General features: G+C 69.4%; 14 protein-coding genes and 1 pseudogene. 4 read left to right on the top strand and 11 right to left on the bottom strand.

All coding sequences use genetic code 11. The annotated features are described in order from the left end of the window. Positions 1 to 8: 8 nt before the first annotated feature. From ACFYRY_RS11830 to ACFYRY_RS11810, 5 genes are read right to left on the bottom strand one after another with little or no spacing between them, the layout of a single operon-like run. Positions 9 to 563, bottom strand: coding sequence for a hypothetical protein (locus tag ACFYRY_RS11830; protein WP_389142793.1), 555 nt, complete (start codon positions 561 to 563; stop codon positions 9 to 11). 29 nt (positions 564 to 592) lie between these two features. Next, the gene (locus ACFYRY_RS11825; protein WP_389142791.1) at positions 593 to 979 is read right to left on the bottom strand and encodes an RRQRL motif-containing zinc-binding protein; all 387 of its coding nucleotides are present in this window, start codon (positions 977 to 979) and stop codon (positions 593 to 595) included. Further along, positions 979 to 2,073 (bottom strand): conjugal transfer protein, encoded by a 1,095-nt coding sequence (locus ACFYRY_RS11820; RefSeq protein WP_389142789.1) that lies wholly within the window; start codon positions 2,071 to 2,073, stop codon positions 979 to 981. Before ACFYRY_RS11820 ends, ACFYRY_RS11825 begins: the two co-directional genes overlap by 1 nt. Beyond that, positions 2,070 to 2,516 (bottom strand): Pycsar system effector family protein, encoded by a 447-nt coding sequence (locus ACFYRY_RS11815; RefSeq protein WP_389142786.1) that lies wholly within the window; start codon positions 2,514 to 2,516, stop codon positions 2,070 to 2,072. Before ACFYRY_RS11815 ends, ACFYRY_RS11820 begins: the two co-directional genes overlap by 4 nt. Continuing rightward, positions 2,513 to 2,782: a DUF6284 family protein gene (locus tag ACFYRY_RS11810; protein ID WP_389142783.1), complete on the bottom strand. Its 270-nt coding sequence runs from the start codon at positions 2,780 to 2,782 to the stop codon at positions 2,513 to 2,515. The genes ACFYRY_RS11815 and ACFYRY_RS11810 overlap by 4 nt, the downstream gene beginning before the upstream one ends. A gap of 705 nt (positions 2,783 to 3,487) precedes the next feature. Between ACFYRY_RS11810 and ACFYRY_RS11805 the strand changes: the two genes are divergently transcribed. Beyond that, positions 3,488 to 4,246 carry an XRE family transcriptional regulator gene (locus tag ACFYRY_RS11805; protein WP_389142780.1) on the top strand — a complete coding sequence of 253 codons (759 nt, stop codon included), beginning with the start codon at positions 3,488 to 3,490 and terminating at the stop codon, positions 4,244 to 4,246. 2 nt (positions 4,247 to 4,248) lie between these two features. Next, entirely contained in the window at positions 4,249 to 4,722 is a 474-nt protein-coding gene (locus ACFYRY_RS11800) for an NUDIX domain-containing protein (RefSeq protein WP_389142778.1), read from the top strand. Here ACFYRY_RS11800 and ACFYRY_RS11795 read toward each other — a convergent pair. Together ACFYRY_RS11795 and ACFYRY_RS11790 are read right to left on the bottom strand one after the other, a co-directional pair. Then, entirely contained in the window at positions 4,710 to 5,276 is a 567-nt protein-coding gene (locus ACFYRY_RS11795) for an HD domain-containing protein (RefSeq protein WP_389142775.1), read from the bottom strand. The two genes, ACFYRY_RS11800 and ACFYRY_RS11795, sit on opposite strands and share 13 nt — an antisense overlap. 1 nt (position 5,277) lies before the next feature. After that, positions 5,278 to 5,739 (bottom strand): GntR family transcriptional regulator, encoded by a 462-nt coding sequence (locus ACFYRY_RS11790; RefSeq protein WP_389142772.1) that lies wholly within the window; start codon positions 5,737 to 5,739, stop codon positions 5,278 to 5,280. A 210-nt stretch (positions 5,740 to 5,949) separates the two neighbouring features. On the opposite strand from ACFYRY_RS11790, the pseudogene ACFYRY_RS11785 reads away from it, so the two are divergent. Next, a pseudogene (locus tag ACFYRY_RS11785) lies at positions 5,950 to 6,036 on the top strand (glutamine synthetase); the annotation flags it as partial. An 89-nt stretch (positions 6,037 to 6,125) separates the two neighbouring features. Here ACFYRY_RS11785 and ACFYRY_RS11780 read toward each other — a convergent pair. The 4 genes from ACFYRY_RS11780 to ACFYRY_RS11765 all read right to left on the bottom strand — a co-directional run bounded on the left by ACFYRY_RS11780 (position 6,126) and on the right by ACFYRY_RS11765 (position 11,023). Next, positions 6,126 to 7,343 (bottom strand): MFS transporter, encoded by a 1,218-nt coding sequence (locus tag ACFYRY_RS11780; RefSeq protein ID WP_389142769.1) that lies wholly within the window; start codon positions 7,341 to 7,343, stop codon positions 6,126 to 6,128. Positions 7,344 to 7,452: 109 nt separating this feature from the next. Next, positions 7,453 to 8,433, bottom strand: coding sequence for an endonuclease/exonuclease/phosphatase family protein (locus ACFYRY_RS11775; RefSeq protein WP_389143733.1), 981 nt, complete (start codon positions 8,431 to 8,433; stop codon positions 7,453 to 7,455). Positions 8,434 to 8,694: 261 nt separating this feature from the next. Further along, complete coding sequence (locus tag ACFYRY_RS11770; RefSeq protein ID WP_389142767.1) at positions 8,695 to 9,351, bottom strand: TetR/AcrR family transcriptional regulator; 657 nt, start codon at positions 9,349 to 9,351, stop codon at positions 8,695 to 8,697. 88 nt (positions 9,352 to 9,439) lie between these two features. Beyond that, positions 9,440 to 11,023 carry an MFS transporter gene (locus tag ACFYRY_RS11765; protein ID WP_389142764.1) on the bottom strand — a complete coding sequence of 528 codons (1,584 nt, stop codon included), beginning with the start codon at positions 11,021 to 11,023 and terminating at the stop codon, positions 9,440 to 9,442. A 181-nt stretch (positions 11,024 to 11,204) separates the two neighbouring features. On the opposite strand from ACFYRY_RS11765, the gene panB reads away from it, so the two are divergent. Further along, positions 11,205 to 12,071, top strand: coding sequence for a 3-methyl-2-oxobutanoate hydroxymethyltransferase (gene panB / locus ACFYRY_RS11760; RefSeq protein WP_389142761.1), 867 nt, complete (start codon positions 11,205 to 11,207; stop codon positions 12,069 to 12,071). Positions 12,072 to 12,151: the final 80 nt, after the last annotated feature.

Raw genomic sequence — 12,151 nt, 5'->3', positions numbered from 1 at the left:
GCGCGGGGTTAGGCGGCGGCGCCGGGAACGAGCTGGTTGGCCAGGTGTTCCTTGCCGTAGGCCTCGCGCTCGTCCTGCTCGACGGCGCGTTCGTGCTCGCGGGCCTGGCGGCGGGACTGACGCTCGACACGGAAGCCGTCGCGGGCATCGCGCACGATCCGCTCGACGACGTCCCTGCGGCTGAACTGCATGCAGTGCACGAGTTCGTGGACGAGGGTGACGGCCATCTCGGCCTCGCCGGGGTGCTGGTCGACGTTGAGCAGGACCAGCGCACTCCCGTCCGTGCGCGGGATGGCACGGCCTGCCGCGTCGCGGGCCTCGCGCAGGGCGTCGCGTTCGGCGCGGGCGCGGGTGCGCTTGTCGAGGACGCCGGCGAGTTCGGTGTAGGCGGCGGCCCCGAGTTCGGCCATGCCGCGCGCGTTGGTCAGGATGACCTCAAGGTCGGGCATGCTGCCGGGCACGGCCCGGTTCACGATGCGTACGGCCTGCTCGGTCATCCGCTTGGTGGTGCGCAGGGTGGGCCCGTAGCCGGGCAGCTTGTGCGTACTGACGGTGAGCTTCAACGGTGTCTCCGTCTCGGTATCGCGACAGGTCAGGCGGCTGACTGCTGTTCTTCGGCGGTGATGCAGATCCCGCACATGCCGTAGCGGCGGGAGATGCAGTAACCGACGTCCAGCTGGCACTGGGGGCAGGTGCGGCGGGCGAGCATCGCCAAAGCGAGGGCGCCCCACTTGCGGGACGTCATCGGCCGGACCGGCATGGCCAGGTCGACGCGGTAGAGGTAGGCGATGCGCATACCGCCGGTGCGCCGGTTGGCGCGCATGACCTGCGCCTGGATCGGCTGACCGCCCGGACGCAGACCCTGGGCCCGTAACTGCCGTCGGGTGGCGAGCCCTTCAGGGGCGAGGCGCCACGGGTAGGCGGGCACGCCGTAGCGGGCGCCGGAGGGGTCGTAACACTTGCCCCACGCCGCCGACATCACGACGCCTGAGCGGTGCGCTCAGCCTTGAGGGTGTCGCGCAGCATCCGCGCGTTGGCCGGCGAGGTACGCACCTCCCGGCGGATGCCCTCAGCAGTCAGTTCAGCATCCGACCAACCGGCCGTCGCGGTCCGCGCCTCCCCCAGCAACTCGGCCGGTGTGCGCTTGGGTCGGGGCGATCGGGCAACGGCGGGCACCCGACCGGTCACCCCGCGCGGGCGGGGCGCTGCGGCGGGTGCCACACTCCGCTCGATCGACCGGACGGGGGCCGACTCGATTGGCGGGAGGGGCTTGAGCGGCAGAGTCGATTTCATGAAGTCGACCGGCCCCTGATCGGGCACCCGAACCACCGTCGCGGTGATCGGCGGCGTGGTCGATTCGGGCAGGTCAGCCGTAGACCGATTCCTCTCGGTCTCGATAGATTCCTCCACATTCGCGATTGCGGCGGGAGCGGGTGCGGAGGAGTCGAACATCGAGGCCAACGCGGCGTCCGCACCGGCGGTGACGCGGTCGCGCTGGACGTCCAGCAGCCTCACTCCAAGCGCCGCATCCCCGACTCCGACCTTGCGGGCCAGACGCCACGACTTGCGCTCCGACCACCACTTGACCCGATCGCTCGGGTGGTGGGCGGCACGGGCCCTGTGGTAGGCCAGCGCCTGAACGATGTCGGCAGTACGGCGTTCGTTCTCGGCGTCGCGGCCGTCGGTGTGCACCACGATCCGGCGGGCGAGGAACGCCATGCCCTCAGCCGACACCGACATGCCCATCGGAGTCAGGGCATAGACGACCGTACGGCCCGGGTCGGGGGCGGCCATCGCGCCCATGACGGCGGCGGCCGCCGGCAGCACCCACAGCCCGAGTCGGACGATCCGCGGGGAGGACTGGCCCAGCATGGTCAGTCCCAGCAGGACCAAGGCCAGCACCGCCGTGGCTCCCTCACCGGCACCCAGGGCCCCGAGCGCCGTCCCCTTGCCGTAGGCGTGCCCGATGTTGCTGTAGGTGCCGATACCGCCGACCACACCCGTAGCCAGCATGGGCACGAACGCGGCGGCCAGCACACCGACCTGAACCTTCGTCAGCGGCTTGTGGTTCATGCCGCGCCCCCTGCCGCGATCACGACAGCGAGGATGAGCAGGGCACCGCCGGTCAAGGTCAGGTCGACAGCGCGGCGCAGGCTGGTGAACTTGCCGACCGCGAGACGGGACAGACCCGCGATGTCAGTAGCCAGGTCACGCGCGACCGCGTCGGCGATCTGTTCCGGCGTGAGGGTGGCCCACAGGGGGAAGCCGTGACGGCCACGCAGGTTCGGGCGCACCGACCGCAGCAGCAGTCCGGCTGCCGCGACCAGCAGCGCCATCCCGGTGCTTCCGACCACCAGGGCGGGCCAGGACAGCGGCAGGTCGCGGGCGATCGTCCAGGCGCCGGCCAGGACCGCGCCGACGAACGCCAGCAACAGTGCCGTCTTGGTGTCGGTCCGCGTGATCTCCGCCTTCACCTCAGCGTGCGCGGCCGTCAGGTTCTGGTCGGTAGTGTTCATGCGGCACCGCCAGGCAGCTTGATGCCGGCGGTGCGGTTGACGAGGGCGAGCCGCTCGGTCAGCGCCCGGCGGCGGGCCCGGCGGATGCGGCGGTTGTCCAGCTCGGTCGGGGTGCGGTCAAGGGTGATGATCTGCGCGTCGAGCAGGTCGACGTCCGCGAGGATCACGGGCATCTCCTGCTCGATCGCGTCCAGCTCCGCATCCGTCGGCTCCATGAAGTCGGCGAACGCGGTAACAGCCTCCTGAACAGTGACGATGTGGTTCATGGGTCGTGGTCTCCCTAGCAGGTGGAACGGCCCGAACAGCACCCCCGGAGTAGCCGCTCCGGGGGTGCGCGCCGTTGAAGTCGGAACATCCGGCTCCCCTCCGCCCCGCCCGTACGACCAGTGCGTGAAGCGTGGTCGGACGGGCGGGGGAGGCAACCGGCCGCAGCGCTAGCCGCTGCGATGGCAGGAAGGGGGTGGACCGGTTCGGCCGCGAGCGCGTGCTCTGCTCACTGGCTCGGGTGTCGCACTGGCACCGCCGGCCGGTCCATCACGGCGGCGCCCAAGGGGTTCGAAGCATCGGAAACTCCCAGGTAGAAGGGGCACGGAACATCACTGCAAGGGGGACTGAATCCCCACACTCCGGCCGTTGCTCGCGGTCGCCGGGCCACCTCCCCAGTACGGGCCGAAACCCTGTTTCACCTGGGCCTTAGCGGGCGGTCTTGCAGCGTTCTCCGCCCTTTGCGCAGCGGCATGAAGCCGCCTTCCAGCCGAGCTGTTTCGTTCGGCCGTTGCAGTACCTGTTTTACAGGTACTGCATGGGGCGCCGTCAAGCCTGCTGACGGAACCTCTTGGTTTTGCGCCGGGACTTCTTGGCGCACATTCAGAATGGCCGCAGGTCAGGGGAGTTGTTCACCCCGCACGTAGACAGCTTGGGGAGTTCTGGCTACCGTCAAGAAGTCCCTAGACGTCCCACCGGGGGTGCAGATGTCCAACGAGCGTTTACGGTCAGCCCTGTTGGCCCGGAACATGACAGTTCAGAGCCTGGCCGAAGCGATCGACGTCAACCCGAAGACCGTCGAGCGTTGGATCACGCAGGGCAAGGTCCCATACCGGCGCCATCAGTACGCCACCGCTACGTTCCTCAAGGTCGACGTCACCACGTTGTGGGACGACGGGCGCGCGGTCGAGACTGCAACGGGCCTGACCAAAGCGGAGATCGCCACGGTGTTCCCGCACCGTCATACGGTGCCGTCCGGCTTCTGGCGCGAGATGTACGACAGGGCACAGGAGAGTCTTGACGTGCTGGTCTACTCCGGACTCTTCCTCTCAGAGGACCCCGTTTTCCACGACCTTTTGAAGGCCAAGGTAGCGGCGGGCGTCCGCGTGCGCATCCTGTTGGGGGACCCCGATTGCGCGGCCGTTCGGCAACGCGGCATAGATGAAGGTCACCAGATCATGGACGGCAAGATTCGCAATGCTCTGGTGTTGTACCGCCCGTTGCTGAGGGATCACCCAGGCATCGGCTTCCGGCTGCACGACTCGACCCTCTACAACTCCATCTATCGCTCCGATGACGAGATGCTGGTGAACCCGCACGTCTACGGCATCGGCGCGTACATGGCCCCCGCCTTGCACCTGCGTCGTTTGCCTGGCGGCGGCATGTTCGATACGTACGCGAATAGCATCGATCACACGTGGGAGCACGCCCGCCCGATCACGGAACGCGACATCACGGGAGCCTGACCATGGGACGCATCGACTACCTGCACGACCCCGAAGCACCGCCGGCGAACTCGGTTGTGCCATCCGTCGTGGCGTTCGTGCAGGACAACGCTGATCAGGTGCTGATGATCCAGCGTTCCGACAACGGCCGTTGGGCACTCCCCGGTGGCGGCCACGATGTGGGCGAGTCCATCAGTGACACCGTCGTCCGTGAGGTCTGGGAAGAGACCGGTATCAGGGCCGAAGTCGTCGACGTGTCCGGGATCTATACGGACCCCGGGCACGTGATGCAGTACGACGACGGCGAAGTCCGCCAGCAGTTCAGCATCTGCTTCCGCGCCCGTCCGGTCGGTGGGGAGTTGCGTACGAGCGACGAGACGACACAGGTCCGCTGGGTTGCCCCCGCGGACCTGTCTGCGCTGGACATCCACCCCACCATGCGGCTCCGTATCGAGCACGCCATGGACCGGACGCAGACGACCCCCTACGTCGGCTGACGCTTGACGGCGGCGACCCTTTCGAACACACGTGAGGTGCATCCGAGGATCTCCGGTTCCGCGCGCCGGATGAACGTTCCGATCAGGCTTTCCGGCCCGTACCGTCCGGTGATCTCGTTGATCCGGTCGATCGGGTTCGTGGGTGTGCCGTCCGGCGTCGTGTTCATGTCGCAGTAGCAGAGCGCGTCGTTCAGGTGAGCCCCCTCACGCGGAAACTCGCTCTCCAACTCGCCCCGCAGGCCGCGCGAATCTGCCTCCATCCATGAGCACGAGTGATGCGCAACCAGGTTCACGACCCGTTCGCCAGCGTTCGCGACATCGCGGAGGTAGCGAGCACCATCGAGCGGGTGGAAGCCGGTCTTGGCAAGGTCCGGAGCGTAACCAATGTCGTGCAGCACGGCGGCAGCTTCCAAGAGCTCCGCGTCCTGCCCAAGGATCGGCGCGATGGTGCGCGCCCGCTCGGCAACGCCTAGGCAGTGTTTCCAGCGCCGTGGCAGCGGCTCGGCTAGCAGGGACTCGCCCAGGGGATACGCCCACTCCAACAGGTCCGACAAGCTACGACCGCTCCTCTCGAATCGGCACGGCACGAACGGTCCGCACCTTGCCTTGTCCTCCACTGGCGAGCACGCCGGCGGCCTCCAACTTGTCCAGTGCTTTCGTCACGGTGGGACGTGAGACCCCGAACCGCTCGGCCAGCACGGACGCGCTGGGGAACGCTGCCCCGACTACGAGGTGTTCATCCGTGATGACGTCAGCGATGCGCTGTTCAAGTGGTCGGCGGTCCGCCAGTGCTCCGGCACGTACGACGCGCCACCGCCCGCCCGGTGCCGGTTCGGCGACACCGTCTTTTTGGAGAGCCCCGAATGCCCGGAGCGCGACCCCCCGCGAGATCTTGTAGTCGCGCATGAGATCAGCGGCAGACGGAAGCTCCGACATACCCGGATCGGCCTCGATCCGGGTCTTCACCAGGTCGGCGATTTTCAGGAACGTCCCCCGGGGGCTGGACTGCTGCGACACTCGATCTCCCTCTCTCCTCGCCCGGTGTCAGCCTTAAGAGTCCCACGTCCGGCACCTTCGCGGGGGTGGGTGAGCCGGGCCGTCCTGGGCCGTCCCGGGGCCGTCGAAGGACGGCCCAGAGCGACCAACGACGGCCACCAACGACCCCCCGCCCGTCTGTCGACGCTGCGTCAACGCCGATCGGGGGAGGTCGCTCCCGCCCCGCATCACTTCCTGCGCAACAAGCGCCAGGAGTGGGAGGAGTACCGCAGCGAGGTCACCGCGTTCGAGCTGCGGAAGAACCTTCCGGCGCTGTAGGCACGATCGCAACGCCTCGGGGCCGACAGTCCTTCGACTGTCGGCCCCGAGGTGTCTCAGCACCTGCCGTGCAGGTCACCACGCGCGGCTCAGGACCGCACCGCCTCCGCGTCCTGCGGGACGTGGGAGGCGACCAGGCGGCCGCGGCTGGTCGCCGGGGCCCGGCGGCGGTCCACGGCGTACGCGGCGCCGGCCACCGCCAGCCCGAGCACGGCCAGGGCCGACCCGGCCGTCGCCGGAGAGGTCACGCCGAAGCCGGCGGCCAGTGCGGCGCCGCCGATCCACGCGCCCCCGGCGTTCGCCAGGTTGAACGCGGCCTGGTTGGCGGAGGACGCCAGGGACGGGGCCGCCGACGCCTTCTCCATGACCATCAGCTGGAGCGGGGAGCCGGTGACGAACGCCGCCGAGCCGAGCAGTACGACCGCCACGGCAGCGCTCCACGCCGTGCTCATCAGCACCGGGAACACCGCCAGCACCGCCACCAGCGACAGCAGTCCGCCGAACAGCGTGCCGCGCAGCGAGTGGTCGGCCAGCCGCCCGCCCAGCAGGTTGCCCGCGGTCGCGCCGACACCGAACAGCGCCAGCAGCAGCGTCACGCTGGAGTCGGCGTACCCGGCGGCGTCGGTCAGCATCGGCGTGATGTAGCTGTACGCGGCGAACAGGGCGCCGAAGCCCGCGACGGTCGTACCGAGCGCCAGCCAGACGGGGAGGGACTTCAGCGCCGCGAGTTCGCCGCGCAGGCCCGTTTCCGAGGCCGCCGTCCGGTCGTGCGGGATCAGCAGGGCCAGCGCGGCTATCGCCGCCAGGCCGATGGCGCCGACGCCGAGGAACGTGGCCCGCCAGCCCAGGTGCTGGCCCATCAGCGTGGCGACCGGGACGCCCGCCACGTTGGCGACCGTCAGCCCGAGGAACATCAGGGACACCGAGCGGGCCTTGCGCTCCGGCGCCACCATGGTCGTGGCGACGACGGCACCCACGCCGAAGAAGGCGCCGTGCGGGAGGCCGCTGAGGAAGCGGGCCGCCAGCAGCCAGTGGTAGTCGGGGGCGAACGCGGAGAGTACGTTGCCCGCCACGAACAGCGCCATCAGGCCGATCAGGACCGTGCGGCGGGACATCCGCGAGGTGACCGCGGCCAGCAGCGGCGCGCCGATCACCACACCGAGCGCGTACGCCGAGACCAGGTGTCCGGCGGTGGGGATCGAGATGTGCAGATCGTTCGCGACGTCGGGCAGCAGGCCCATCATCACGAACTCGGTCGTACCGATGCCGAAGGCGCCCACGGCTAGGGCGAGCAGGGCCAGGGGCATGAAGAGACCATTGCCTTTCAAAGGGAGAGCAGAGTTCCGTACGTCTTGCTGTTTCTTATGTTCAAGTACGGAACAAAGCCGCCCTGGCCCGGTATTCCAGCCGTCCCCGTCAGGACGACGTGTCGACACTCACACGTGCCGCGACCGGAAGATGGTCGCTCCCGGTCTCCGGCAGCGTCCACGAGCTCTCGGGCTCGATCCCCTTCACCAGGATCTGGTCGATCCGCGCCATCGGGAACGAGGCCGGCCAGCTGAACCCGAACCCGCTGCCCGCCGCACCCTGCGTGGAACGCATCTGGGAGGTGACGCCGTTGAGCGCGCGGTCGTTCATCGTGCCGTTCAGGTCGCCGAGCAGCACGACCTTCGTGAGCTTCTCGTCGGCGATGGCCTCGCCCAGCGCGTCCGCGCTCTTGTCCCGCTGCCGGGCCGTGAACCCGGCCTCGATCTTCACCCGCACCGACGGCATGTGGGCGACGTACACCGCGACCTGCCCCGCGGGGGTGGTCACCGTGGCACGCATGGCGCGCGTCCAGCCGAGCTGGATGTCGACGGCCCGGACGTCGGTCATGGGGAACTTGCTCCACAGACCGACCGTGCCCTGCACCGAGTGGTACCGGTACGTCGACGCCAGCGCCTTCTCGTAGACCGGGACCGCCGAGGTCTTCAGCTCCTCCAGCGCCAGCACGTCCGCGCCGGACCCGGCCACGTCACGGGCGGTGCCGGCCGGGTCCGGGTTTTCGGCGTTGACGTTGTGCGTGGCCACCGTGAGGTCGCCGCCGGCGCCCGCCTTGTCGCCGAGCAGCCCGCCGAAGAGGTTCAGCCAGACGATCGCCGGGAGCAGCACGGCGATCAGCGCGGTCGCCGACCTGCGCACCAGCGCGAGCACCAGCAGGACCGGGACGGACACGCCCAGCCAGGGCAGGAAGGTCTCGATGAGGCTGCCGGAGTTGCCGATCGTGTTCGGGACCTGCGCGTGCAACAGCATGATCAGGCCGACCAGGACCGCGAGGGCGGTGAGCACCATGCCCCGGCGCCAGATCCCCCGCCCATCCCGCCGGCCGGCGAACAGACGGTTCGCCAGCCGGCTCATCAGGCGCCGGAACCGGGTTCCCCGAGGCTCGTGACCCGAGCCCTGGTTGTCCGTCTCCGTCATGTACGCCTGCTGCGCCATACCGTCGCCTCACTGCCCGCCGTGCCCACCGTTCGCCCCCCGTGTAAGACCCTAGGGGATGACGGGCACCTTCCTGTCCGTCCCCGGGACGCCCGTACGGGCACGATGACGTACAAGTCGGCGACACCAGTTCCGCTCCTGGGAGGGAAAGCGCGCTCTGTGACGAAACACGCACATGCGCTACGCCGGTGAGGAAGTGACAGGTGGTGAGCTCGCCGGCCGCAGCCCTTCGAGGAGCGCGTCGACGATCTGCTCCGCCAGGCCCTCCGGGAGGTCGGCGTCCGGGCGCATGACGGTGCGCAGCAGCATCGGACCGACGATCAGGTCGTTCAGCAACTCGACGTCCATGTCGGCACGCAGTTGGCCGCTGCGCTGCCCGCGGCGCAGGATCTCGAGCTGGATCCGACGGCGCGGCTCGATGACCGTCGCGTGGTACGCGGCCCAGATCTTCGGGCTGCTCTTCATCTGGGCGTAGACGCTGTGCAGGACCACCGACGAACGGGTCTGCAGGCCACGTTGGCGCACCTGCTCCAGGAGAGCGACCAGGTCGTCGCGTACCGAGGTACCGGGAAGCTCGGGGTCCTGTGGCTCGGTCGTGCGTACTACGTCGACGAAGAGCTCGTCCTTGCCGCTCCAGCGGCGGTAGATGGCGGCCTTGCCGACACCCGCGGTGCGGGCGATGCGCTCGATGGACAGCTCCGCGAGCGGCACGCCCTCCTCCAGGAGCTTCACCACCCCCTCGACGATGGCGTGTTCCACGGCCTCGCTCCGTGGGCGGCCCCGGGCGGGGCCCTCCTGCCGGGGCCGGCCGTCGGTGAGACCGCTCACGTCGCTCACGTCGCTTGGTCCTTTCCTGTGCTGCGGTGATTCTCCCCGGTCGGCGCCGGCACGCCGCCGCCGGGGCCGGGGAACCGGTCGCGGACGGCTACTCCGTCGCCACCAACTCCTGCTTCTCGTCGCCCTGCTGAGGGGCCTTCGGCTTCCCCGGCAGGTACAGGGCGACCACGATCGCGCCGACCACCGCGACGCCCGCTCCCCACAGCGCGGTGACGTGCATCGCGTGCAGGAACGCGTCGTTGGCCGGGTCGATGAGGGCCTTGCCGCGCGGGCCGAGCTTGGCGGCGACTCCCAGGGTCGCCTCGATGGACTCGCCCGCGGTGTGCCGCAGGCCCGCGGGCAGCGCGCCGAGCTTGTCCTCGATGCCGGTGCGGTACGCCGTGGACAGGACCGAGCCGAGGACGGCGATACCGAGGGCGCCGCCGACCTGGCGGAAGGTGTTGCTGAGCGCGGAGGCGGAGCCGGCCTTCTCGCGGGGCAGGGCCTGCATGATGACGACGCTGACCGGGGTCATGATGTGCGCCATGCCGGTGCCCATGAGGAAGAAGATCACCTCCAGGAGCCAGATCGGCGTGTCCGCCTCCAGGGTGGCGAACGCGGCCAGCATCGCGGCGATGACCGTCATGCCGCCCGTGGTGGTGGCCCGGTACCCGAAGCGGTCCACGACCAGCCGGGCGCGGGGCGCGAAGATCATCTGGGCGGCGGCCAGCGGCAGCATCAGCAGACCGGTCTGCAGCGGGGAGTATCCGCGCACGCTCTGGGTGTAGAAGACCGAGAAGAAGGTCACACCCATCAGCGCGAAGAAGACCAGCGCGATGGCCGCGATCGCGGCCGAGAACACCTTGTTCTTGAAGTAGGTGACGTCGATGGACGGGTGGTCGCTGCGCTTCTCGAACACGACGAAGGCGACGAGTACGGCCAGACCGGCGCCGATGGTCGCGAGGACGGTCGCGTCGGTGAAGTCGGCGAGCTGGCCGCCCTTGATGATGCCGTAGACGAGCAGGACCAGGCCGACGACGGACAGCACCACGCCGACGGGGTCGATCCGGCCGGGGTTCGGGTCGCGGGAGTCGGGCACCAGCCACAGCATCAGCGCGAGGGCGAGGACGACGATCGGCACGTTGATGAGGAAGACCGAGCCCCACCAGAAGTGGTCGAGCAGGACGCCGCCGGTGATCGGCCCGATGGCGATGGCCAGTCCGACCCCGCCCGCCCAGATGCCGATGGCCTTGGGCTGTTCCTCGCGCTCGAAGACGTTCATGAGGACGGCGAGGGTGGCGGGCATCACGAAGGCGGCGCCCAGACCCATCACCGCCCGGAAGGCGATCAGCTCACCCGGCGAGCCGGAGGTGGCGGCGAGGGCGGAGCCGACGCCGAAGACGAAGAGGCCGCCGAGCAGGACCCTCTTGCGGCCGAGCCGGTCGCCGAGGAGGCCCGCGCTGAACAGGAGACCCGCGAAGACCAGGGTGTAGGCGTTGATCGCCCACTCCAGTTCGCTCTGGGTGGCGCCCAGGCCGGTGGGGGCGGGGGTGGAGATCGTCTTGATGGCGACGTTCAGGATCGAGTTGTCCAGCACCACGATCAACAGGCTCAGCATCAGCACGCCGAGGATCGCCCAGCGGCGCCGGTGCACCGCTTCCGGTATGCGGGAGTCAGGGACTGCGGTAGTCATACGGTCGACCCTAGAGCAATTCCGATACGGCACCGTCTCGTATCGAAAATCCTTACCCAGGTTTTACGTGCCGGAACGCTCACACCGACCTCCCCTAGCCCTCCCTGGCACGAAGTGCCACCATGGAGGAGATCCGGGGACGCCGTCAGGGCGCCTCGAGATGACTGAAGGAGCCGTTGCCATGACGCAGCTCTCGGCTGCCCAGACCAAGCCCTCCGACGGCAGCAAGGCGCTGTACGGGGGGAAGGGCACCCGCCGCATCACCGTTCGCGACCTCTCCGCCGCCAAGGAGCGGGGCGAGAAGTGGCCCATGCTCACCGCGTACGACGCGGCCACCGCGTCCGTCTTCGACGAGGCCGGAATCCCGGTCATGCTGGTCGGCGACTCGGCGGGCAACTGTCACCTCGGGTACGAGACCACCGTGCCCGTCACCCTCGATGAGATGACCATGCTCTCCGCGGCCGTCGTACGAGGCACCCAGCGCGCCCTGATCGTCGGCGACCTGCCCTTCGGCTCCTACCAGGAGGGCCCGGTGCAGGCGCTGCGCTCGGCGACCCGGCTGGTCAAGGAGGCCGGCGTCGGGGCGGTCAAGCTGGAGGGCGGGGAGCGCTCGCACCGGCAGATCGAGCTGCTGGTGGAGTCCGGGATCCCGGTGATGGCCCACATCGGGCTCACCCCCCAGTCCGTCAACGCCATGGGCTACCGCGTCCAGGGGCGCGGCGAGGAGGCGGCCCAGCAACTGCTGCGGGACGCGAAGGCCGTGCAGGACGCCGGGGCGTTCGCCGTGGTCCTGGAGCTGGTTCCGGCGGAGCTGGCGGCCGAGGTGACCCGGGTGCTGCACATTCCGACGGTCGGGATCGGCGCCGGGCCGGAGACCGACGCGCAGGTACTGGTGTGGACGGACATGCTCGGGCTGACGGGTGGCCGGGTACCGAAGTTCGTGAAGCAGTACGCGAACCTGCGTGAGGTCATGGGGAACGCGGTCAAGGCGTTCGCGGAGGACGTGGTCGGCGGCACGTTCCCGCTGGAGGAGCACTCCGTCCACTGAGCCGAGTTGAGCCATTGCGGCACCATGGCAGCCCGCCGATCTTCCCCCGTCGGCGGGCTGCCCGTTTCGTGGACCCGGAG

The sequence above is a fragment of the Streptomyces sp. NPDC005263 genome (genome assembly GCF_042872365.1).
Taxonomy (GTDB): Bacteria; Actinomycetota; Actinomycetes; order Streptomycetales; family Streptomycetaceae; genus Streptomyces.
Note: the sequence above shows the minus strand (reverse complement) of the source record. Positions and strands in the feature narration are given on the sequence as shown.